The organism is Colwellia sp. Bg11-12, assembly GCF_014076955.1.
Taxonomy (GTDB): Bacteria; Pseudomonadota; Gammaproteobacteria; order Enterobacterales; family Alteromonadaceae; genus Colwellia_A.
In genome coordinates, this window is record NZ_JACGUZ010000073.1 from 24,224 (window position 1) to 46,870 (window position 22,647).

The following is a 22,647-nucleotide window of genomic DNA, read 5'->3' on the forward strand; positions in this document are numbered from 1 at the left end:
TCGATGTCAGTAAAAGCTTTTCGTGGTGAAATTTTACACTTCACAGAAGACCCTGCCTTAACGTCTTGCCAAAATACTGAGCAAAACGAACCGTACGGCTATCAGTATTTTGAAGATGGTCTTTTGCTTATAGAAAATGGCAAAGTTAAACAACTCGGTACTGCAAAAGCTATCTTAGTTAATTTAGATAGTGCTATCGTCGTTACACACATTAAAAATGGCCTAATCGTTCCTGGGTTTATTGATACCCATATCCATTACCCTCAAACTGAAATGATAGGAAGTTATGGTGAGCAATTACTACAGTGGCTAGAAGATTATACCTTTCCTACCGAAAAAAAGTTTGCTGATAAAGCGTACGCGAGCAAAATCAGCGAGTTTTTCTTAAATGAATTACTTAGCAGTGGTACAACAACAGCACTTGTATTTGGCTCAGTACATGCTGAATCAGTCGATGCTTTTTTTGAAGTAGCTTTACGTAAAAATCTACGAATGATTGCTGGCAAAGTGATGATGGACAGAAACGCACCGGATGATTTAATCGATACCGCGCAAAGTAGTTATGATGATTCTAAACAGCTTATCGAAAATTGGCATGGTAGAGGCCGCTTGCAATACGCAGTAACGCCTAGATTTGCGCCAACCAGCAGTGATCAACAGTTAAGTTTGGCAGGACAATTGTTAAAAGAACATCCAGGTGTTTATATGCAAACTCATTTGTCTGAAAACTTGAAAGAAATAGAATGGGTTAAATCGCTCAACCCAGATTGTGAAAACTATCTGGATGTCTATAAAAAACATGAGTTACTCGGTGAACGCAGTGTTTTTGCTCACGGCATACACTTATGTGACGCTGAATATAAAGACTTAGCCCAGACTAATTCTGCTTTATCCTTTTGTCCAAGTTCAAACTTATTTTTAGGCAGCGGACTCTTTAAACTTGATGTTGCACAGCAACACAATATTAAAGTGGGTTTAGGGACTGATATTGGCGCAGGAACAAGCTTCTCAATATTAGAAACATTAAAAGATGCCTACAAAACACAACAGCTTAGAGGTAAAAAACTTGATTCGCTGCAGTCGTTCTACTTGGCAACATTAGGCGGCGCGAGGGCATTAGATTTAGAAGGTACGATAGGTAATTTTTTACCGGGCTGTGAAGCTGATTTTATCGTACTTGATTATCATGCAACGCCATTAATTAAGTTGAGATTAGAGCAGTGCCAAACACTGGCAGAAAAACTATTCTCTTTTACTATATTAGGCGATGACCGTGCGGTTAAGGCTACTTATATACAGGGCGAGTTAGCCAATATTCATCACGATTAGCGCACACAATAATTATAAGAATTAATAAGTAGGAAAAAATATGGATCCATATATTGCTGAATGGCTTAACTTAATTTTACGCTTTCTACATTTAGTAACGGGCGTTGCTTGGATTGGCGCGTCATTTTATTTTGTGTGGTTAGACAATCACCTTGAAACACCACCACAGTGGAAAGCAGACAAAGGCATTAAAGGCGACCTTTGGGCTATTCATGGTGGTGGTTTTTATGAAGTTGCTAAATATCAACTTGCACCAGAAAAAATGCCAACGACGTTACATTGGTTTAAATGGGAAGCTTACAGTACGTGGTTAACCGGTTTTGCACTGCTAATTGTAATGTATTATGTTGGCGCAGAATCCTATCTTATTGACCCTCGTGTTGCCGATATTAGTCAAATGCAGGCGATAATTATCGGCTTGTCAGTAATATTTGGTAGCTGGTTAGCTTATGAATTGATGTGTATGACTAGACTGGCTAACCATTCAGTGCTTTTTGCGCTGGTATTATTGCTTATGGGCGCAGGTTTAGCGTATGGATTAACCCAAGTTTTTAGTGCTCGAGGTGCCTTTATTCATGTTGGTGCTGTAATAGGTACCATTATGGCGGGTAATGTATTTCGCGGTATTATGCCTGCACAACGTGCTTTAGTTGCGGCTGTTGAAAGCGGCGAAGCCCCTGATCCAAAATATGCACAAAAAGCGAAATTACGGTCAACTTTTAATACCTATACCACCTTGCCAGTCTTGTTCATTATGATCTCTAATCATTATCCCATTACTTATAACCAACCTTATAACTGGGCGGTATTAGTGGCGATAATTATTATTACGGGTGCAGCGAGACAATATTTTATTCTTCGCCACTTTGGTAAGCAAAAACCGATGATACTTATTGCTGCAGGCTTGGCTACGATAGCCCTCGCTATTGTCATAGCGCCAAAATCAGCTGATAGTAGCGCTGACAAATTAGCAGCGGTTAATGCAAGTACCGCAATGAGTATTGTGCAGCAACGTTGCACGACATGTCATTCAGCAACCCCCACTGATGATATGTTCAGCTCAGCTCCTGCAGGTGTAATGCTTGATACTCAAGCACAACTTAAGCAGTGGGCACCTCGGATAAAAGCACGGGTAATTGATAGTCAAGATATGCCTTTACTCAATAAAACTAATATAACTGACAAAGAAAGAGCGCAACTAGCACATTGGATTAAAGCTGGAGCGATTATTGATGATTCAAATAAAGGCTAAAGTGATAAGCAAAAGTATTGAATATATGAAGATATTTTGCTTTAACCTTACCTTTATTTATCGAACATCATTTTGTGACCTAGGCTTAAGCGCTGATCATTCTTGGTCAGCACTGAGCAACTCTAACCAAAAAATATGACCAGCGCTTAAAATACCTACTTCATTATGCTACAGGACTCATATAATCCCTTCTGAACAATTTACTGTCTTTAGTGTCTATTGGCGGCATATATCTCTTCGCTCTTTTGGGTTATCTACAACGGTGTCAAATTCATTGAGAACAACTGTTCTGCCAAAAATAATCACCTCCTATAACATCAAATGTTAAATGCAATATAAATTAACCAAGCGGTCAGGTTTTTGTGTGGTCGCATTAATATTATTTCGTTTCAGCTCGGCAATAAAACTATAAAGACTTATTTTAAAAGACTGTATAGCCTTTTCAATACAAATATCTTATTGACCTTAATAGCTTCTTAGTTTAGATTTAAACTTGACTATACAGTCAGGTTTATTCAAATAATAATAATAAGTTTTTAATGTCGCTGTAATTTATATCGGTATCTAGTGTCATCAGAAATAATAAAGGAATAACATGGATACAAATATATTACGCAGTATCTTAGGGGTATTCATCCTCTTAGCTGTTGCCTATTTAGCTTCGTCAGATCGAAAAAATATTAACTGGCGTACCATCATCGGTGCCTTAGTGTTGCAAATATCTTTGGGGGCATTTGTCTTGTATATGCCCGCAGGAAAAGACATTTTACTGGGTGTTGCCAGCGGTGTGTCTAGTGTTATTGGCTATGCTAATGACGGTATTAGTTTTATCTTTGGTGAGCAAATTGGGCAAAAAAGTTTAGGCTTTATGTTTGCGTTCCATGTTTTACCGGTTATTGTTTTTTTCTCAGCCTTGATTGCCGTGCTTTACTACATTGGCGTGATGGAGTTAGTGATTAAATTTATAGGTGGTGGCCTACAAAAACTTCTTAAAACCAGCCAAGCAGAATCGATGTCAGCAACCGCAAACATTTTTGTTGGCCAAACAGAAGCGCCGTTAGTGATTAAGCCCTTTCTTCCTAAAATGACACGCTCGGAGCTTTTTGCTGTAATGGTTGGTGGGCTCGCTTCAGTAGCTGGATCTGTTGTTGCCGGTTATGCAGGCATTGGTATTGACTTAAAATATTTAATTGCTGCAAGCTTTATGGCCGCACCAGGCGGTTTGCTTATGGCAAAGATGTTAGTGCCTGAAACAGAACAACCCAATGATAATTTAGACGATATGAAAACCGATGCCAAAGAAGCGGTTAATGTGATTGACGCAGCAGCAACTGGGGCATCTAACGGCATGATGCTCGCGTTAAATGTTGGTGCAATGCTGTTAGCTTTTGTTGCTTTATTAGCCATGGTAAATGGTTTATTAGGCGGATTTGGAGAATGGTTCGGCCTACAAAACCTTAGTTTGCAACTGATTTTAGGTTATGTTTTTCAACCTGTCGCTTACCTTATTGGTATTCCTTGGCATGAAGCAAACATGGCAGGGAGCTTTTTAGGACAAAAAATTATCATCAATGAATTTGTTGCTTATCTAGATTTTATTACGGTTGCTGATCAATTAACGACAAGAACCCAAGCCATTATTACTTTTGCGCTGTGCGGTTTTGCCAACCTTTCATCGGTGGCTATTTTATTAGGCGGTATGGGGAATATGGCACCGACACGTCGACCTGATATTGCTAAGCTTGGCATGAAAGCGGTTCTCGCTGGGGCTATGGCTAACCTGATGAGCGCAACTATTGCAGGCATTTTTATCTAATTTACCTCATTAATTTAAACAAATAAATAAACAGAAACTTTTTTACAGGAATTATTATGCAAGCACAACTATCTCAACTCGAACAATTAAAAACCATGACAACAGTCGTTGCTGATACCGGCGATATTGAAGCCATAGCAAAATTTTCACCAATGGATGCGACGACTAATCCTTCATTATTATTAAAAGCTGCTGCTATACCTGCTTATCAAAACTTACTGACAGAAGCTGTCAATTGGGCAAAAAGTCAGACTAAAGACAAAGCCATTGAAGTCAGTCTTGCGGCTGATAAATTATCAGTATTAATTGGCTTAGAAATTTTAGCGATTGTCCCTGGGCGTATTTCTACAGAAGTTGACGCACGTTTATCTTTTGATAAAGAGGCCAGTATGGTTAAGGCCCGTCAACTTATCGCTATGTATCAAGAAGCCGGTATTGGGAAAGAGCGTATATTAATCAAAATGGCATCTACTTGGGAAGGTATTCAAGCCGCTAAACAACTCGAGCAAGAGGGCATTCAATGTAATTTAACGTTGTTATTTAGCTTTGCTCAAGCAAAAGCTTGTGCTGAAGCACAAGTGTATTTAATTTCACCCTTTGTTGGTCGAATTCTTGATTGGCACAAAAAAGATACCGGTCGTGATAGCTATTTAGCCGCTGAAGATCCTGGGGTGATTTCAGTGACAGAAATTTATAATTATTACAAACAGCATAATTATAACACTGTAGTGATGGGCGCAAGTTTTCGTAATATTGATGAGGTTATCGCATTAGCGGGCTGTGACAGACTAACAATCAGTCCACCATTAATGAGCGAATTATCAGAAAATTATCAGCAGATCACACAACAATTAATGCCAGCAACAAATATTCAAGAAAAGCCAGCATCATTAACCGAAGCGCAATTTCGCTGGGAGATGAATCAAGATGCTATGGCAACAGAAAAATTAGCAGAAGGTATTCGTAACTTTGCCACTGACCAGTGCAAGCTCGAAAGTCAACTAAGTCAATTATTTTAAGATAACGTCAGGAAACTGTTCATGCTAATGGATACTTTTAAGATAACGTTAGGACACCGCTCATGTTAATGGATACTTTTAACGATAAGTGGCAAGCACTGCAACAACACTTAGTTGAGGTAGAAAGTAGCCATTTGCGTGACTTGTTTGCTAGTGATCCCAAACGAGCAGAAAATTTATCAGTGAGCGCTTGTGGCTTAAATCTCGATTACTCAAAAAACCGTATTACCTTAAAAACGCGTGCTTTATTAATGGCATTAGCAGATTCAGCACAATTAGCCGCAAAACGTGATGCGATGTTTGCAGGTGCGCCGATTAATAATACTGAAAATAGGTCAGTATTACATACCGCTTTACGACAACAAGATGATAAGCCAATTCTCGTTGACGGAGTTGATATTATACCTCAAATCAAAGCGGTACGAACTAAGGTAGAAGCAGTCGTGAACCAAGTGCGCGACAAGCAATGGTTGGGGTATAGTGGCAAATGTATTACTGATGTTTTAAATCTTGGCATTGGTGGTTCTTTTTTGGGGCCAAAAATAGTAACGACTTCATTAAAACCTTATGTTCAAGGAGGGCCTAAACAGCATTTTGTTGCTAATATTGATGGTAATCATCTCCATGACGTCTTATGTGATTTAAACCCTGAAACGACTTTGGTGCTGATTGCTTCAAAGTCGTTTAATACCCAAGAAACCTTAACGAATGCTGAGTCTACTCGCCAATGGTTTTATGATAACAACGTGGCTTTTGAGCAATTGAGTCGTCACTTTATTGCTATTTCATCCAATGTTACTAAAGCCGTCGCATTTGGCATTAGTGGCGAGAATGTTTTTCCTATGTGGGATTGGGTTGGAGGTAGATATTCATTATGGTCAGCGATTGGTATGCCCATTGCAATGGCTATTGGTAATCAGGGTTTTACTGAATTACTTAAAGGTGCGGCGGATCTTGACCAGCATTTTAAAGAGGCACCGCTTGAGCAAAACTTACCCGTATTAATGGGGATGTTAGGGGTTTGGAACCATAACTTCTTTGGCTGCCAAACCCATGCTTTATTACCATATAGTCATTATTTACGTGGTTTCCCCGCGTATGTACAACAGATGGATATGGAATCTAATGGCAAAAGCTGTCAGCTTAACAATGAAATTGTCAGTAGTACCACAGGCCCTGTAATTTGGGGTGCAGAAGGCACAAATGGCCAGCATGCATTTCATCAGTTGTTACACCAAGGGACTTCGGTTGTCCCCGTTGATTTTATTCAACCTCTTGTCGCAGAACATAAGATGAATGGCCATCAAGATATGCTTGTGGCCAATTGTTTTGCGCAAAGTAAAACACTAATGCAAGGAAAAACCCATCAACAAGCCTATGATGAACTTGTTGGTTCAGGCATGGAAGAAGCGTTAGCTAAAGTGATTGCTAAACATAAAGAAATGCCGGGTAATCGACCATCAAATACCTTGACCTTTAACAGACTCACGCCTTATCAACTGGGAACGTTAATTTCCTTATATGAGCATAAAGTCTTTGTACAGGGGGTTATTTGGAATTTGAATTCTTTTGACCAATGGGGTGTAGAGCTTGGGAAAATATTAGGGGATGATATATTATCCCGTATAGGACAACCCAATAATACTGAGCTTTCAGATAGCTCTACCGAATTATTGCTTGCTCAATATCGTTATGCTAATCAATCTTAAGTGAGCGATAACGTTATTGATTGAGTGAGCTTCAATAAGCTGCTTTATCTCTGGGAATGCAGCAGTCTTCGCGCGTTATTTTAAGGGATGATATAATAACAGCCATAAAAAAACCGAGCTTATTATCGCTCGGTTTTTTATTATTAAAGATAAAGCATCATTGCGCTTTATTATCTCAAATAGATATTATGTAATGAGTTCGTGGATAACCGGTTCAACAATAACTTGAATCGCTGAAATTTCAACTGCACTTAAGTATTGTTCAATCGCTTGGCTTGCTTGAGCCTCATCTTTCGCGTGTATAATAGCAATGACATCACCTTCAGCCACTTTCGTGCCTTTGGGTTTTATATCACTAAAGCCAACACTGTAATCTAAGCTTTGATTATGATCGACACGACCACCACCCATTTCTACTAGCGCCATACCAATAGCGCGAGTGTTCATTGTGCCAATATAACCAGCTGTTGGCGCAGTGATGTTTTTAATGATCTTAGCTTTAGGCAGTCTATTTTCACTGTTTGTTAATAAATCAGCTGGGCCGCCCATTGCCGTGATCATTTTTCCAAATATTTCAGCCGCTTTGCCAGACGTTAGTGCCTCTTCGGCTAAAATAGTTGCTTGTTCAATACTCGTCGCTATCTTACTGGTTAATAACATGCGAGCAGCAAGGGCGATTGTTACTTCATGTAACCTTGGCTCACGGTATTTTCCAGTTAAATAATCAATAGTTTCTTGTATTTCAAGTGCGTTACCTACCGTTGTACCTAAAGGTTGATTCATATCAGTAATTAATGCTTGAGTAGGTGTTCCAGCGCCATTGGCAACAGAAACGATTGAGTGAGCTAAGGCTCGAGCTGATTCTATATCAGCCATCATAGCGCCATTGCCAACCTTGACATCCATCACTAATGATTCAAGGCCCGCTGCTAATTTTTTTGACAAAATAGAGGCGGTTATTAAAGGAATAGATTCAACCGTACTAGTAACATCTCTGATTGAGTAAAGACGTTTGTCAGCAGGGGCTAAGTCTTTTGTTTGTGAGATAATAGCGGTACCTTGAACTTGCACTGTCGCTTGGAACTCTGACAGACTAGGGCGTACATTAAAACCTGGAATAGACTCTAATTTATCAACTGTGCCACCAGTATGACCTAAACCTTGACCAGCAATCATCGGGACATTTGCACCACAGGCTGCCACTATTGGTGCTAACATTAAGCTAACTTTGTCACCAACACCACCGGTTGAATGCTTATCAACAATGGGTTTATCTAACATATTATGCCAATTTACAACAGTTCCCGAGTCACGCATAGCCATGGTTAGGTTTACAACTTCATCGGTTGTCATGCCGTTAAGCCAAATTGCCATCGCCATAGAACCTACTTGTGCATCGGTAAAATCACCCGTTTTAAGGCCATCAACAAAGCATTGAATTTCATCTACGGTTAAAGCTTGTTTGTTACGTTTTTGACGAATAATATTTTGAGGTAAGTGCATAAAGATCCTTTAGATAATAATTGTGTTATAAAAGCTTTAGGTACTCGCAGAACAAACATCCGTAGGGTAATTGTTCAGCGGGTTAGTTATAGCGATTATGGCATCTTGCCTTGAGCTGACAGCGTGACTAATCGCTCAATTTTATATTGCTTTACTTAGTTTATATTTGTGTCATAACTGACTGTTATCTGCAGTTAATGACGATATATTGTGTTTTCCTGACTGCTGTGTCAAGATAAAATCCATATTTTCTGACCAAATGGTCAGAAAATTATTTTTTCATTTAATTTCTTATTAAAAGAGTGATGTGATGTCCTTGTTAGAAGTCTTTGGTTATGTTGCTAGTGTGCTAATCGCGTTGTCGTTAATGATGTCTAATATCAAACGATTGCGTTGGATAAACTTATTTGGAGCTGCTGCCTTTAGTGCTTACGGTTACTTTATTGATGCTTATCCTGTTTTTATTTTAAATGGTTGGATAACTTTAGTAGATATTTACTACTTAGTGCGTATTTATAAAGAAAAAGATCAATTTGATTTAGTTAAATTAAAATCAGTGCAAACGCCACTGTTCAGCTTGTTAAAAGAGCGCTACGGTAAAGATATTAAACAGTTATGTACAAAATTTCAGTGGCAACAACTTGATGATGCACTTGTTCTGTTAGTGTTTCGTAACATGAAGCCCGTGGGTTTCTTTGCTTATCGACAATTGAATGATATGGGGAAGGTTGAAGTACTACTTGATTATATTATTCCAGAAGACCGAGATTTTAAAGCGGCTAAATTTATGTTTGCCCATCAAGAAAACAAACTAAAATTAGAAGGTATTAAGCATTTAGTGGTAGAAGCATCAGATAAAAACCATGAGGTATATTTAAAGCGAGTTGGATTTACCAAACAAGAACATTATTTCGAGTTAGTATTACACTGAGATTAAGAAGCGGAATATATAATTTTTAACGATATTACTTTCCGCTTCAATCTACTTACGATCGATTATTTTTTTGAACGTTCTAGTTCTTGTATTTGAACCGCTATTTTTTCAGCTTCAGCGGTGATCATTGAATAAGACTTTATATCACCATTTCTTTGCGAGAACATCGCTTGTTCGAGCTTAGCTTCATAGAGCTTATTTAATTTTTTTATCGGGTCTTTTTTAAATATTCCAAACATTTTATTTACCGTTAAGTTGGTTATAGGTTGTTATACGTATATAAACCGATTTTAGTTTTCATTATTGTCACTTTTAGATAAAAACTTATTAAGTCCTTTAACAAGACGGTTAATTTCATTTCAAATCCAAGCGTAAACGATACCACTATACAGATAAATATGATGGTTGCGTTATATTATCAAGCTTAATTTATTATCTGATGATGATATGCCAGTAAATATTGTTGTAAAGGTGAGAGAACATCAGCTAGTACTTTGTTTTCACTTCGTTTAACATTACAATTAATGACAATGAGTTGCTTAATGCAGCGCTATATATCTTTTGGGGCCCTACTATGAATTTAGATAAATCGACAAAACGTATAGAAAAAAGAGTTAAAAAAGGATTTCAAGGTTACCCTCAAATATCACTGGCATATTTTGGTGAATCAGCTGATTACGCAAGTGAAGTTGTGGTTGGCTTTATCGCTGGTGAAGGTGAGGCAGTTCAAGAACAAAAATTTACCAGTAAAGGTGATGCTAGAAAAGACGAAACCATTCAAACCACGTTATTAAAAGTTATTGAACGAGCGGATGCAAAAACAGTTGTAGAAGTTGCTGGTGTTTCAATTATTAAATAACGCCAATTAAATTTGGCGAATATCACTATACCTGGACTGTAAAATAATATGGAAATACGTGCTATCTCATGGGAACAAACTATTCCTCTTCGTCAACGCGTTTTGTGGCCAAGTAAATCTCTAAAGTATTGCTATGTAGATGGTGACATTGAAGGTCTACATTATGGCGCCTTTGTTCGTGGGGTGCTTGTTTGTGTTGCTTCTGTTTATTTCACGGTTAACAAAGCTCAGTTACGTAAGTTTGCTACCGATAATCACTATCAACATCAAGGTATTGGTTCTAAGATGTTAGCGTATATCATTCAATCGTTAAAAGATCGCCAAGTAGAATTTTTATGGTGCGATGCAAGAGAGGCCGCTGTAGATTTTTATAAGCGTTTTGGTCTGCAGATAAGTAGTGATCGCTTTTATAAAGCAGACGTGCCATTTTTCAAAATGGAAGTTGCGCTTTAAACGATATAAAACAACACCGTTTCAAATGTTTACTTTCTGATTTATAACGTATTATATTCATTTACCATTCAAATTATCAATAATATAACCATTTAATTTCGACCAAATTTATAGGCAGTTAATTAAGGGCATTAACACTATTCTATTAAGTGGCGCATTATTAAAACAAGAGTAAATCGATTAATAACCGTTATCTAATTTTTCTCTTGGCTCAGTAACGAATAAGCTGAAGTCTATGAGAAAGATTAATTATAGAAATATTGACCTTGACGGTTGATTTTTTATTATATATAGGTTTTAATTCGCTTGTGAAATATTAGACTAAATACTCAAATTGACTTGTTTAGTATTTACACCAGAAGAGGAGCTGTAGCTAGGTAAATAACACGAGGAACCACCATTCTTTTGACTGTTATTGAGGGAGACTACAGCCGAGAATAGTTAGCGAGTGGCGTTATTTATTCGGTTACTAGGGCTGAATCCCTAGAATTGTCACCTCTAATTAGCGCGGTTAAAAGCCTAATTATTTTATGGTGGAGAGCTTCTGGCTGAAAAGTTAAGTGGCTCTATTCATGAACACTTTCCCTTCAGTCATGCTCTTCCTTGCAGTTTACAAGTTATTTGATATTTATATATCAGGTACTTAATTAGGGAGACCTTAAATGTCATTATCACCTCTTACCGTTGCAAAATTTGGTGGCACCAGTGTTGCTGATCACCAAGCGATGTTGCGTTGCGCCCACATCATAAAAAACGATCCAAGTAATAAACTGGTTGTCGTTTCCGCAAGCTCGGGCGTAACAAACTTATTGGTTCGTTTAAGTCAAAAAAATGTTCCAGAACATGAACAAACAGACATTATTACCAATATTCGCGCTATTCAATTAAATATCACCCAACATTTAGCGCAAGAGCAAATGCTTAATGAACAAATTGCTGAATTACTTCAGCAGTTAAGTGAGTTTTCTAATGCCCAATCATTAAATTATTGCCCACGTATCTCAGATGCTATTTTGTCCTTTGGTGAGCAAATGAGTTCACGTATATTTGCACAAGTCCTGCAATCAGTGGGCGTTAATGGTGAAATGTTTGATGTTCGCCAAGTCATGAAAACCAATGCACAATATGGAAAAGCGGTGGTCGATCTTGAGCAACTATCTGCACATGCAAAACAGTCTCTTATTCCACTCCTTGTTGATAAAGTAATTGTTACACAGGGTTTTATCGGTCAAGACGAAGAGGCCTATACCACGACATTAGGTCGTGGTGGCTCTGATTACAGTGCAGCACTATTAGCTGAAGCATTACATGCTGATAATCTTTCTATTTGGACTGATGTTGTAGGTATTTTTACCACGGATCCACGCATAACCGATCAGGCCCGTGCGATTAAAGAAATTAGTTTTGGTGAAGCGGCTGAAATGGCAACGTTTGGCGCGAAAATTCTTCATCCTGCGACCTTAATTCCTGCGATGAGACAGAATATTCCAGTGTTTGTCGGTTCAAGCAAAGAGCCAGAAAAGGGCGGGACTCGTATTCAGCAATTTGTTGAATCAAGTCCGATTTATCGCTCAATAGCACTGCGACGAGAACAAACCTTAGTGACCGTAAAAAGCCCTGCAATGCTCCACGCAAGCGGCTTTCTTGCGCAAGTCTTTGGTATTTTAGCCAAACATGAGCTGAGTGTTGATTTAATTACCACGAGTGAAATAAGTGTCGCGCTTACTTTCGATAATCCAACGGGGTCAACGCAAGCCCTGTTAAATTCAACCGTTGTTGAAGAACTTGAGCAACTTTGTGAAGTCACCGTAGAGCATGGTTTATCGTTAGTTGCTGTTATTGGTAATAAAATGCATCGCAGTAATGGCGTAGGAACCAGTATTTTTGAGACAATTTCAGGCATAAATGTTCGGATGATTTGTCATGGCGCTAGTGAACATAATTTATGTTTTTTGGTGGATGAGAAGCAAGCGAACGAAACCGTTGAAAAGCTACACACGGCTTTGTTTGCTTAAATATCAGCTGTGATTAGCCAAGTTAATACCATAAAAAAAGATAAAACACATTTATGTGTTTTATCTTTATATATAATGGGCTGTCATAAATTAGTGCTAGAAAAATAACAAGGCCTACATCCATGCACGTCGATGTTAGTAAACGATGAATGTAAGTATGTTCAACCCGTCGTGGTTATTCGTAATTTAGTGGATCGGTCACATTATTATCACTGAAAGCTTCTAATCGCTCTTGGCAAGCGCCACATTGACCACAGGCTTTTTCACGACCGTTATAACATGTCCAAGTATTGTCATACTTCAAGCCCATTTTTAATCCATCCGTTAAAATATCACTTTTAGTGACAGTAAGATAAGGGCTGAATATTTCTACGGACTCATAGTTGGCTATTTTACATACTTCATTCATTTTCATCACAAATTCAGGACGACAATCAGGGTATATTGCATGGTCGCCAGAATGTGCACCGTAATAAACTTGGCTAGCACCTACTGAAACCGCATAACCAACCGCAAGTGACAATAAAATCATGTTACGGTTAGGAACAACCGTTGATTTCATACTTTCAGCTTCGTAATGCCCTTGTGGAATATCAATATCGTCAGTTAATGAAGAACCGGCAAGTAGCTGATTAATTGATGAAATATCAATAACTTTATGGTTTACGTTGAGTGACTGACAAACCGTGCTTGCATACTCAATTTCTTTGACATGACGCTGGCCATAGTCAAATGTTAAGGCAAATACTTCTTTGCCATCGTGCAAGGCGCGATTAAGTACAGTGAATGAGTCCATGCCACCAGAATAAATAACAACAACTTTGTTTGTCATTTCTAAAGTCTCTTAGGGTATAATTAATGTCGCACATTTTACTTCAATTCACACCAGCAATAAACAGGCAAAAACCCCGATGACCGTAAAATATAAAATTAATGAATTATTTGAAACTATTCAAGGAGAAGGAGCTTTTACTGGCCAACCTTCTATTTTTATTCGTTTACAAGGTTGCCCCGTTGCCTGTTCGTGGTGTGATACCAAACATACTTGGGACATCAATCTTGAAGACGAAGTAAACGCATCCGCAATGTTAACAAAAAAAGCAGAGTCTCAAACGTGGTCTGCACTCTCTGTAGAAGCTATTTTAGCGGTGATAACCGACAAAGGCTATCAAGCAAAACATATAGTGATCACGGGTGGAGAACCGGCAATGGTTGATTTACTCCCCCTTTGTCAAGCACTCGAAAATCAGGGGTTTAGCTGTCAGTTAGAGACTTCAGGGACTTTCGAACTTAAAGTATCTGAGCAGTGTTGGGTAACGGTTTCACCGAAAGTAAATATGAAAGGGGGCTACAAAATATTAAACTCAGCCATGCTTCGCGCTAATGAAATAAAGCACCCAGTTGCAACCGAACAACACATTGATGATTTAAAAGCGTTATTAACAGAGCATAATATTGTTGATACCCAAGTTTATTTGCAACCTATTAGTCAAAAAGAACGAGCAACAGCGCTAGCGATCAAAAGTTGTATTGAAAACAATTGGCGTTTATCAGTCCAAGTTCACAAATATCTAGGCATTGAATAAATACTTCGCTATACAATACCCCCTCATTTATTATTTTGTTTGTAGTGGTAAAGTGATCGAAACCGTGACACCTTGCGGATTATGATGGTTACTTGCCACTATTTGTCCATGATGAAATTCACAAATCAAGCGTGCGATATATAACCCCAAGCCTAAATGAGGTGTTTTATCTTCTTTGGTTTGAGGTGTTTCACGCATAGACACCATTGAATCAAACAATCGCTGTTCCATCGTTTCAGGTAATAGTATGCCGTTATTACTAATGTGAATAGTGATCGCTTTACTTTTTGTTTCTGTGGTTATAAATAACGTATTGTCTTGGCTAAACTCCACGGCATTCGTCACTACTTTGTCGAGTAATTGCGCGATATGCTCAGGAGAGCCGGCCAAAATAACTTTTTTATCTGATGCGATATATTCAATCTCAAAATGAGGATAAATTTGCTGGTAACCTTGAACACAGCCATTTAATACATCGAATACATTAAAACTAACATTGTCTGTTTGATTCAACATTTGCTCAAGACGCGTCGCTTCACTCATGTTGGTTAAAATATTGTTTAAGCGATTAATGCCACTCTGGGCACGGTCAATATAAGCTGAACTGCTGTCAGGTAATGCCTGTAAAGATAAATTCTCCAAGGATGTTCTAACAATGGCTATCGGTGTGCGTAATTCGTGAGAGAGTCGTGACGACATGTTTTCTAAGTAATGATTGTATTGGCTTAACCGATTTACTGCTGTTGAAAAGCTACGCGATAAATCACCAATTTCGTCATTTGCCTTTGATATTTGCATGTTTTGTGCAATATCATTATTAATTCTACCGTGTTCATCAATAGCGACTTCAGCTTGATTACGCAGTTGGCGAATACGGTTTGAAATACGTGACGCGAAAAAGAAAAAAGCTAACGCTCCCAATAACATAATCGCAAGTATCGACGTGAATAATTTCTCTAAGGCTTTATTTCTCACACTGAGAATACCATTGGTCGTTTCCTCAACGATCACCGCTCCGTTGACTTTGTCGCTGATGTAAATAGGGTAGGCGGCAGATATTATGACTGCTTTTTTATCGGTGGTTAACCGCCATTGCGATTTAGGTGTACCGGCGAGTGCGGCTTCAATATGTTCACCAGTCAGATTTTGTGTGTCATATAACTGGTCAATAAAATCATTTTGCGGTTTATTTAGTAAATGTTGAAAGACAGGGGCTAAATATTTCTGTGTCCAAGCATACCAAGAGTCATCTTTATCAGAGGTATTGATATTTTTCTGCCATAACCCACTGGCTTTTGTTATGTCACCGCTTTTTGCCAACACACGATGATGTTGGTCAACAACCCAAATACGCGATTGTGTGTAACTCATGCCTTTTACTATACGTTCAATTTCAGGCGACGGTACTAAAATAGTACCTAAGGTGTCAGCAGTACTAGGGTCAGCACTTCCTATGATGGTGGTTGCAGCACTTAATGGTGCATCAACATCATGAAGCGCAAAAGCTAAACGGTCACTGATTTTGGTTAATGGAATACGAAATTCAATATTATAGCCTTGGTCTGTATCGCGCCATTGTCCTTGAATAAAACTTACTGATGCTGGAAATTCAAGTATTTCATTGCTTTGTATATCATTAATACGATAAGCGGAAAGCCAACCTTGACGCTTATTGCTAATAATAAAGCGTTGAAAATCACCATTAACATCATTGAATGCTAATTCAAGATGGTCATTTCTGTTTATTGCCCGAGCATTTTCGTCGCGATAAATAACCTTGTCATCTACCACTTGTATAAAAAAATATAAGTATTTATCGTATTTTCCAACGGCGGCGCTGAAGTGATGGGTTAATTGATCAACCGACAATGGTGTCCCTAGTTGATTGTTAACACCATAATAATGCGATTTTTCTTGAAAGTTTGGCCAGTCGTTGGGTAAGCCGTCAAGATTTACCGCTTGAGATAGCTGGTAACCATATAAGTCTTTACCTTTTTCAACATCCGGTAAAAAACTCGCTTGGTTATTAAACAGGTTGGGGCGCTCATGTAAAGAAGTCGCCAGTGCTCTTGCGGTGCCTATTATTGTTTGCTCTTGCCCAAAACGTAAGTACTTTTCCATCTCCCATACGTATTGATAACCAAACCACGGAATAGCAAATAAGAAGCTTGATAAGAGTAATAATTTTGCCCGTAAACCAAAGCGAATATGGAGCTTATTTTTCATCTTTATTCCAACGGTAGCCCATGCCATAGACTGTTTCGATACAGTTAAAGTCTTTATCAATTTGGTTGAATTTTTTACGGATACGTTTGACATGAGAAGTAATAGTGCTGTCATCAACGTAAATGTTGGAATCTTTCATCAGTTGCTGACGGTTTTTAACGTGTCCGGGGTGTTTAGCTAAAGCAAAGACCATCCAAAACTCAGTAATAGTTAAATCAACACTGTGCTGTTGCCAGACAATAGTCATACGCTGATTATCGATAGTTAAGGGCCCTAATGTTAGCAAGCTACTTTCTGGAGTCGGTTGTTTAAGCGCTTCTTGGCGACGAAAAAGTGCGGCTATGCGCGCTGACAAATGTGGCAGGCTAATATCTTTAGTTAAATAGTCGTCTGCGCCGATGCGCAAACCTGAGACGGTATCAACATCATTATCACGAGCAGTTAAAAATATAATAGGCAATGTGGTTGATATATTTCTAAGCCATTGGCAAAGGGTAAAACCACCGTCATATTCTTGTTCTAAACCAATATCAAGGATAACCAAATGAGGCAAGCTTATCGCAAATGCTTGGCAGGCGCTTTCTCGGTTGGCAAAGGTTTGAACTTGATAACCGTGTGTGCGAAGCACGTCAGCATAGTTTTCTCTAATAGCGGCTTCATCTTCAACTATGGCAATTCGTTTTAACAATGTCTATCAACTCTATTTATTGACTTATTTTAGGCACTATATAAGAGTTTTTTTATAAAAGCGCGCAATTATTGTAATTGCCATATTGTTGCCACATTTGCTCATTACTTTGCCTTTTTTATGTCGTTTCAACGCCTATTTTTCTTGTTTTAATTACCTCGTCAACAACAAACAACAAACAACTTATTACTTTAGGAACTCACATGAAAACTATCAATATCAAAACAACGAATAACAGTAAATTAAGCCCAGCAAAATTATTTTTAATCGCTTCCCTTATTGCCGCGCCGACGTTAAGCCAGTCTGCTTATGCTTTTGACAATAACACCGCTACTGATAATGAATCACTACAACTTACTGATAGTGATAAAGAAGGCATTGGTTTTGGTGCTGGTATGGTCATTGGCGCTATTTTCGGTGGGCCGGTTGGCGCTATTCTTGTTGGTGTTACCGGCTCACTAGTAGCAAAAACTGCAAACGACAAAGAAAATTTAAATGAGTTGCAGGCGTCAATAAATAAGCAAGAAAGCGATTATTCGATTGCCGTACAACAATTTCGTCAAAAATTAGCACGCTCTGAGCAAAATCACCAATTAGAACTTTCTGTTTTAGAGCAAAATATTGATAAAAAATATCAACGTGCCAGTCAGTTACAAGCAGAAAACTTATTGATGAGTTTACAGTTTCCAACCGGCTCTAGTGACTTACAACCGCATTATCACAGTCAAATTGTTGCTCTGTCTGAAATGTTGCAGCAATCGCCTACACTATTTATCGATTTATCAGGTTATACCGATATGCAAGGCAATAAAAAGTTAAATCAGGCGCTTTCTATTGCCCGTGTTAATACGGTTAAGAATGCGTTAATCGACCAAGGAGTTAAAGCTGAGCGTATCCAGTTATTTGCTTTTGGTGAGCAAGCGCCTGTAGTAGCGAATAGTGAAAAGGAAGTGAGTTTTTACGATCGACGTGTCGTTATTAAGCTACACAGTAATAGTAAACAAATGGCAAATAATTATTAAGTGTTGTTTAGGTTTGTTGATTCATTAATTTATCTAAGGAGGTGAAACACCAGTGATAGAAATAGAGTTAAATGAATAAAGACTAAAAGACTAAAAGATTAAAAACCAAGGACACTCCCATGCCTCCTTGGTTTTTCTTTATCTGTGATTTTTATCTATAAAACTGGCTATTTAATTTTATAAATCGCAAAGCTCAACGCAGGAACACTTAATGTATTAGGGTTCACTTCATCAGATTTAGACGCGGGATAAACTTTTTGCGCGCCAGATAGTGCTAGGTCTAGCTCGATTGGCTGTGCTGTTTTTGCTGTATTAAATACAACGACCATTGTGTCGCTGTCTTTCAGCGTACGTGATATTGCAAACACACCGGGTGTATCTTGAGCGTATAAGGTTTTTTGTTCACCAAATCTTAATGCCGGATACTGATAATAAACATCGGCATATTTAGCAAATGTTTTATAAAATAGGTGATTTTCATCAAAATTGTCATCAGCAGTGGTTTTCGTATTTGCAAGTAAGTCATCATCGTTGTAGCTATCAACCAATGAAGGCATCATGTCTTGACGAGCTCCTTTGTCACCACCATCGCCAACAAAACCTTGTTCGTCGCCATAATAGACAATTGGCACACCACGTAGAAAGTAAACCATCGCGTGGGCTAATAAGGTGCGTTGAATTATTGCTGCTTCGCTGTAATTAAGATCACTGTCTTTTAACATGCCAGCAAAGCGCCCCATATCGTGATTACCAGTAAAATTAAGTAACTGATTGGCATTGCTGTCGCTGTCATTATAATAATGGTCGCGCTCAAATAACTCGACGAGTTTATCTGTCCCTTGTTGTTTAATTAGGGTGTCTTGCAAAGCAAACTGCATTGAAAAGTCGAGTACAGATTGCATTTTTCCTTCAGTGGTAAATGAGCTTAATTCTTCACTGTCACCACTATAAACTTCACCAAACATGAAGAATTCTGGAATACCAACCTCTTGAGCATGATTAACCAGTGCAGGTGCAAATTCTGCCCAGAACGCCATATTCACGTGTTTTACGGTATCAATTCTAAAACCGTCAGGTTTAAATTCACTTATCACGTTTTTGAATATATCGATCATACCACGAACAACTTCTGGTGAATCCGTATCAATATCGTCTAAACCACTGAAGTCACCGTATATTGAATTTTCCCCTTCGTAAGTGGTATCACCTTGATTGTGGTAGTACTTTTTGTCATTTAACCAAGCAGGAGATTTAAGACTTTCTTGTCCTTTAGGGATAATAGGCTGATAGGCATCTCCGGCAGCAACTTGAGCAAGCGACTTATAAAGGCAACCGTCATTTTCTTTCATCAGATATTGCAAGCCATCTTCGCCATGACATTCAACGTACTTAATGACGTCAGCGGTATGGTTAGTAATGATGTCAAAAAATACTTTTATATTTTCTTTATGTGCTGCGTCAATGAAGCGCTTTAAATCTTCATTGCTGCCTAAATGCGGGTCAATCTCATTGAAATCTAAGATCCAATAGCCGTGATAACCAGAAGAATCGCCTTGAATAGCTTGATTACGCATTATTGGAGTTAGCCAAATAGCACTTACGCCCATCTTTTTTATGTAAGGGAGCTTTGCTTGCAAGCCTTGTATATCACCGCCGTGATACATGCCTTTGTCGGTTTTATCAAAACCACCCGCAGAGATAGGGTCAGTTTTTGAACCTTGATCATTGGTCATGTCACTATTGTTGAAGCGGTCTGGCATAACAAAGTAAAACACTTCATCTTGTATATTGCGCTGTAAATAATGAGGCAAACTATCCACATTCTTTAATGTCGAAGTTGCTACATTGTCCAAGGGAGTATCATTGCTTGTACTCACAGTTTTAGGCTCGCTACAAGCGCTGAGCCATAAACCGCCCAGTAAAACGACCGCAATTTTTGATAGCTTAAATTTGAAGGTGTTTTTTATTATTATCATTTATTTCTCATTTATTATCGTGATCATTAAAACGTATAATCCTAAACAAACTAGCCTTTTGGCCTAGCTTGTTGCATGGCATTTGCAATGGATTTTACGGAGTTTTCCTGCCAAAATTCATTCATTGTTACGGGCAGTTTTTGGCGCCAATTAGGGTGTTCATCAATAGTGCCAGGAATATTGACCTGTTCAACAATCTCTAAAGTGTCTTCCAAAGGGATCAGTTGAATATGACTGGGCGCTTTGGCCATATATTTTTGTACTGCGACTGATAACTCGGTATTCATTAGCGCAGGTGTTTGTTGTGGCAGGTTTTGCTTGTCGATAACGTCTAAGTCCGCCAATGCTGCAATAAGTAAATTCCGGTCTTCAATACGTGAGTTTCGCTCTTGTTGACCCATCTCTTGGCTAGGATATAAGTTTAAAGCTTGGCGCCAATGTAAATCTCGACCTGTCCACCAACCGGTAAGTGTAGGTAAATCGTGTGTTGAAACGGTAACCATAGATTGTGCAGGGTACAATTCAGGGCGTTTAAATAGACCAGACTCCCAACGTTCAAAAAATAAAACTTTGTATGAGAGTAAACCCGCTGCTGCCATTATTTCACTAAAACCATCAGGTACAGTACCTAGGTCTTCACCAATAACAACACAATCATTTCGACGCGACTCTAGCGCAATAATGCGCAAAATATCTTTAAATGGAAAGGTAATATAAACCCCTTCATTCGCTTTCATACCTGGTGCTACCCAGTATTGACGCATTAAACCTAAAATATGATCAATACGTAAAGCGCCAGCATATTGCATGTTACTGCGTAGGGCTTTAGTAAGTGGTAAATAGCCTTGTTGTTGAAGCGCCACTGGGTTTATCGGTGTTAAGCCCCAATCTTGACCTAAAGTATTCATGGCATCGGGCGGTGCACCAACAGCAGCACCAGAAACATAAACATCTTTGTCTGACCAAACATCTACACCTGAGCCATCACAACCGACCGCAAGGTCAAGATACAAACCAATAGGCATACCCTCATGTTTAGTGGTCGTTGAAACATCACTTAACTGTCGATGAGCAAGCCATTGTAAAAAGGCGAAGTAATCAAGGCGTTTAGCATGCTGTTGTTGAAAAGCAGCTACTTGTGCTGAATGAGGTGATTGAAACTCACTCGGCCACATTTTCCAACCATAAGCATTAAAATCAATCTTTCTAAAATGCTCATATAAAGCATCAAAGGTGGTTAATAGTAATAAATCATCGCCTTGTTCGGCTTTAAATTCGCTGAACTCTTGGTTGGACGCGCTTACATTCTGGTCATTATTCGCTTGAATGAAATCTTCAAAGAGTAGTTCAATAATTTCAAATTTAACATCAGCAACTGCTGGGTAATCAATAAGTTTGGTGTTACGTGCAAAGTTAATTTTTGCTTGAAATTCTTCACTGTTAAAACGTTGTTGGGCTGCTTTACATGTTTCAAAATTAGGTACTTGGGTTACATCAATATACAAGCTGTTAAGAAAACAACGGCTGGTGGGTGAATAAGGGCTACGGTGTGCGGGATTGTTTTGATATAACGGATGCAACGGATTCAAACCAATGGCTGAAGCGCCTTGCTCAGCAGATTTTTTAACCAGTGCCTTTAAGTCGCCAAAGTCGCCCATACCCCAGTTATTTTCACTTTTGAGTGAATATAACTGTGCAGCATATCCCCACATTTTCTGTGTTGATGCTTCTTGTGGGCTATAACAGGTTTTTGGCGCAAAGATTAAATGGCAAGTTGCTGTTTGTTGACCATAACAAAGAGAAAGTTGATGATACCCCTGCGCTAACAATGGTAGAGATAACGAAAATTTTCGATATTCTTGGCCTGAAAGTTGATTGTTTTTTTGAAAAACCAGATCACTGACCAATATTTCTCCTGTTAATTTCTCCCCTTGCTCAGTCGTTATCTGCCAAGTGACATGCGCACTCTCATTTACCGCGAGGCTAATCGTAATAAGATGACTACTTTCTTCAAGCTTAGCGATATGAACACTAGGTAACATTTTACGCCAAGTATCTTCTTGTAGTGAGGTAATACTGGTGTTGACTGCTTGGTCACTGCTTAAATCATAACCCATCGCAGAAAGTAAGCTGTGCCTAGCACTTTCATTGGCGTGTACTTGGTGTCCATAACTGTCAGTATAACTGCGGTGAAAGCCAACTAAATCGGCAAGTTGTTCTATCAAATTCATAAGTTTACTACTCTATTCTTTTGAATGAC

18 protein-coding genes and 1 riboswitch are annotated in these 22,647 nt (G+C 38.6%); of the genes, 11 read left to right on the forward strand and 7 right to left on the reverse strand.

The annotated features are described in order from the left end of the window. Nucleotides 1-3: 3 nt before the first annotated feature. From guaD to pgi, 5 genes are all read left to right on the forward strand, one after another. The gene (guaD, locus tag H4J39_RS12615; protein ID WP_182228777.1) at nucleotides 4-1,329 is read left to right on the forward strand and encodes a guanine deaminase; all 1,326 of its coding nucleotides are present in this window, start codon (nucleotides 4-6) and stop codon (nucleotides 1,327-1,329) included. A gap of 40 nt (nucleotides 1,330-1,369) precedes the next feature. Continuing rightward, complete coding sequence (locus H4J39_RS12620; RefSeq protein WP_182228778.1) at nucleotides 1,370-2,581, forward strand: urate hydroxylase PuuD; 1,212 nt, start codon at nucleotides 1,370-1,372, stop codon at nucleotides 2,579-2,581. Nucleotides 2,582-3,176: 595 nt separating this feature from the next. Beyond that, on the forward strand, nucleotides 3,177-4,397 hold the full coding sequence (locus H4J39_RS12625) for a NupC/NupG family nucleoside CNT transporter (protein ID WP_182228779.1): 1,221 nt from the start codon (nucleotides 3,177-3,179) through the stop codon (nucleotides 4,395-4,397). Nucleotides 4,398-4,453: 56 nt separating this feature from the next. Beyond that, nucleotides 4,454-5,416 (forward strand): transaldolase, encoded by a 963-nt coding sequence (gene tal / locus H4J39_RS12630; protein ID WP_182228780.1) that lies wholly within the window; start codon nucleotides 4,454-4,456, stop codon nucleotides 5,414-5,416. A gap of 62 nt (nucleotides 5,417-5,478) precedes the next feature. Then, nucleotides 5,479-7,125 carry a glucose-6-phosphate isomerase gene (gene pgi, locus H4J39_RS12635; RefSeq protein WP_182228781.1) on the forward strand — a complete coding sequence of 549 codons (1,647 nt, stop codon included), beginning with the start codon at nucleotides 5,479-5,481 and terminating at the stop codon, nucleotides 7,123-7,125. A 186-nt stretch (nucleotides 7,126-7,311) separates the two neighbouring features. On the opposite strand, the gene deoA is transcribed toward pgi, so the two are convergent. Next, nucleotides 7,312-8,628, reverse strand: coding sequence for a thymidine phosphorylase (deoA, locus tag H4J39_RS12640; protein ID WP_182228782.1), 1,317 nt, complete (start codon nucleotides 8,626-8,628; stop codon nucleotides 7,312-7,314). A gap of 310 nt (nucleotides 8,629-8,938) precedes the next feature. Between deoA and H4J39_RS12645 the strand changes: the two genes are divergently transcribed. Beyond that, nucleotides 8,939-9,559 carry a hypothetical protein gene (locus H4J39_RS12645; RefSeq protein ID WP_182228783.1) on the forward strand — a complete coding sequence of 207 codons (621 nt, stop codon included), beginning with the start codon at nucleotides 8,939-8,941 and terminating at the stop codon, nucleotides 9,557-9,559. 65 nt (nucleotides 9,560-9,624) lie between these two features. Here the strand turns inward: H4J39_RS12645 and H4J39_RS12650 are convergent, their stop codons facing one another. Further along, a complete protein-coding gene (locus H4J39_RS12650; protein ID WP_182228784.1) occupies nucleotides 9,625-9,801 on the reverse strand; it encodes a DUF6435 family protein in 177 nt (58 codons plus the stop codon). A 335-nt stretch (nucleotides 9,802-10,136) separates the two neighbouring features. On the opposite strand from H4J39_RS12650, the gene H4J39_RS12655 reads away from it, so the two are divergent. From H4J39_RS12655 to lysC, 3 genes are all read left to right on the forward strand, one after another. Further along, the gene (locus H4J39_RS12655; RefSeq protein ID WP_182228785.1) at nucleotides 10,137-10,421 is read left to right on the forward strand and encodes a hypothetical protein; all 285 of its coding nucleotides are present in this window, start codon (nucleotides 10,137-10,139) and stop codon (nucleotides 10,419-10,421) included. Between the two features lie 48 nt (nucleotides 10,422-10,469). Further along, on the forward strand, nucleotides 10,470-10,874 hold the full coding sequence (locus H4J39_RS12660) for a GNAT family N-acetyltransferase (protein WP_182228786.1): 405 nt from the start codon (nucleotides 10,470-10,472) through the stop codon (nucleotides 10,872-10,874). Nucleotides 10,875-11,225: 351 nt separating this feature from the next. Continuing rightward, a riboswitch (Lysine riboswitch) is annotated at nucleotides 11,226-11,426 on the forward strand. Nucleotides 11,427-11,536: 110 nt separating this feature from the next. After that, the gene (gene lysC, locus H4J39_RS12665) at nucleotides 11,537-12,889 is read left to right on the forward strand and encodes a lysine-sensitive aspartokinase 3 (protein WP_182228787.1); all 1,353 of its coding nucleotides are present in this window, start codon (nucleotides 11,537-11,539) and stop codon (nucleotides 12,887-12,889) included. Between the two features lie 175 nt (nucleotides 12,890-13,064). Here lysC and queC read toward each other — a convergent pair whose 3' ends face one another. Continuing rightward, nucleotides 13,065-13,721 carry a 7-cyano-7-deazaguanine synthase QueC gene (gene queC / locus H4J39_RS12670; RefSeq protein WP_182228788.1) on the reverse strand — a complete coding sequence of 219 codons (657 nt, stop codon included), beginning with the start codon at nucleotides 13,719-13,721 and terminating at the stop codon, nucleotides 13,065-13,067. A gap of 79 nt (nucleotides 13,722-13,800) precedes the next feature. On the opposite strand from queC, the gene queE reads away from it, so the two are divergent. Beyond that, nucleotides 13,801-14,475, forward strand: a complete 675-nt coding sequence (gene queE, locus H4J39_RS12675) for a 7-carboxy-7-deazaguanine synthase QueE (RefSeq protein WP_182228789.1) — start codon at nucleotides 13,801-13,803, stop codon at nucleotides 14,473-14,475. Nucleotides 14,476-14,505: 30 nt separating this feature from the next. Here the strand turns inward: queE and pdsS are convergent, their stop codons facing one another. After that, nucleotides 14,506-16,701 carry a proteobacterial dedicated sortase system histidine kinase gene (gene pdsS, locus H4J39_RS12680; RefSeq protein ID WP_182228790.1) on the reverse strand — a complete coding sequence of 732 codons (2,196 nt, stop codon included), beginning with the start codon at nucleotides 16,699-16,701 and terminating at the stop codon, nucleotides 14,506-14,508. Next, nucleotides 16,691-17,389, reverse strand: a complete 699-nt coding sequence (gene pdsR / locus H4J39_RS12685; protein WP_182228791.1) for a proteobacterial dedicated sortase system response regulator — start codon at nucleotides 17,387-17,389, stop codon at nucleotides 16,691-16,693. The genes pdsS and pdsR overlap by 11 nt, the downstream gene beginning before the upstream one ends. Before the next feature lie 203 nt (nucleotides 17,390-17,592). Here pdsR and pdsO point away from each other — a divergent pair, with 203 nt between their 5' ends. Further along, nucleotides 17,593-18,411 carry a sortase-associated OmpA-like protein PdsO gene (gene pdsO / locus H4J39_RS12690; RefSeq protein WP_182228792.1) on the forward strand — a complete coding sequence of 273 codons (819 nt, stop codon included), beginning with the start codon at nucleotides 17,593-17,595 and terminating at the stop codon, nucleotides 18,409-18,411. 167 nt (nucleotides 18,412-18,578) lie between these two features. On the opposite strand, the gene H4J39_RS12695 is transcribed toward pdsO, so the two are convergent. Together H4J39_RS12695 and malQ are read right to left on the reverse strand one after the other, a co-directional pair. After that, the gene (locus H4J39_RS12695; protein WP_182228793.1) at nucleotides 18,579-20,387 is read right to left on the reverse strand and encodes an alpha-amylase family glycosyl hydrolase; all 1,809 of its coding nucleotides are present in this window, start codon (nucleotides 20,385-20,387) and stop codon (nucleotides 18,579-18,581) included. Between the two features lie 50 nt (nucleotides 20,388-20,437). Beyond that, nucleotides 20,438-22,618, reverse strand: coding sequence for a 4-alpha-glucanotransferase (malQ, locus tag H4J39_RS12700; RefSeq protein WP_182228794.1), 2,181 nt, complete (start codon nucleotides 22,616-22,618; stop codon nucleotides 20,438-20,440). Nucleotides 22,619-22,647 lie beyond the last annotated feature (29 nt).

Excerpts from the sequence above, each read along its gene's own strand:
- guaD (WP_182228777.1), top strand. The coding sequence starts at position 4 with ATGTCAGTAAAAGCTTTTCGTGGTGAAATTTTACACTTCACAGAAGAC.
- H4J39_RS12620 (WP_182228778.1), top strand. The coding sequence starts at position 1,370 with ATGGATCCATATATTGCTGAATGGCTTAACTTAATTTTACGCTTTCTA.
- H4J39_RS12625 (WP_182228779.1), top strand. The coding sequence starts at position 3,177 with ATGGATACAAATATATTACGCAGTATCTTAGGGGTATTCATCCTCTTA.
- tal (WP_182228780.1), top strand. The coding sequence starts at position 4,454 with ATGCAAGCACAACTATCTCAACTCGAACAATTAAAAACCATGACAACA.
- pgi (WP_182228781.1), top strand. The coding sequence starts at position 5,479 with ATGTTAATGGATACTTTTAACGATAAGTGGCAAGCACTGCAACAACAC.
- deoA (WP_182228782.1), bottom strand. The coding sequence starts at position 8,628 with ATGCACTTACCTCAAAATATTATTCGTCAAAAACGTAACAAACAAGCT.
- H4J39_RS12645 (WP_182228783.1), top strand. The coding sequence starts at position 8,939 with ATGTCCTTGTTAGAAGTCTTTGGTTATGTTGCTAGTGTGCTAATCGCG.
- H4J39_RS12650 (WP_182228784.1), bottom strand. The coding sequence starts at position 9,801 with ATGTTTGGAATATTTAAAAAAGACCCGATAAAAAAATTAAATAAGCTC.
- H4J39_RS12655 (WP_182228785.1), top strand. The coding sequence starts at position 10,137 with ATGAATTTAGATAAATCGACAAAACGTATAGAAAAAAGAGTTAAAAAA.
- H4J39_RS12660 (WP_182228786.1), top strand. The coding sequence starts at position 10,470 with ATGGAAATACGTGCTATCTCATGGGAACAAACTATTCCTCTTCGTCAA.
- lysC (WP_182228787.1), top strand. The coding sequence starts at position 11,537 with ATGTCATTATCACCTCTTACCGTTGCAAAATTTGGTGGCACCAGTGTT.
- queC (WP_182228788.1), bottom strand. The coding sequence starts at position 13,721 with ATGACAAACAAAGTTGTTGTTATTTATTCTGGTGGCATGGACTCATTC.
- queE (WP_182228789.1), top strand. The coding sequence starts at position 13,801 with ATGACCGTAAAATATAAAATTAATGAATTATTTGAAACTATTCAAGGA.
- pdsS (WP_182228790.1), bottom strand. The coding sequence starts at position 16,701 with ATGAAAAATAAGCTCCATATTCGCTTTGGTTTACGGGCAAAATTATTA.
- pdsO (WP_182228792.1), top strand. The coding sequence starts at position 17,593 with ATGAAAACTATCAATATCAAAACAACGAATAACAGTAAATTAAGCCCA.
- H4J39_RS12695 (WP_182228793.1), bottom strand. The coding sequence starts at position 20,387 with ATGATAATAATAAAAAACACCTTCAAATTTAAGCTATCAAAAATTGCG.
- malQ (WP_182228794.1), bottom strand. The coding sequence starts at position 22,618 with ATGAATTTGATAGAACAACTTGCCGATTTAGTTGGCTTTCACCGCAGT.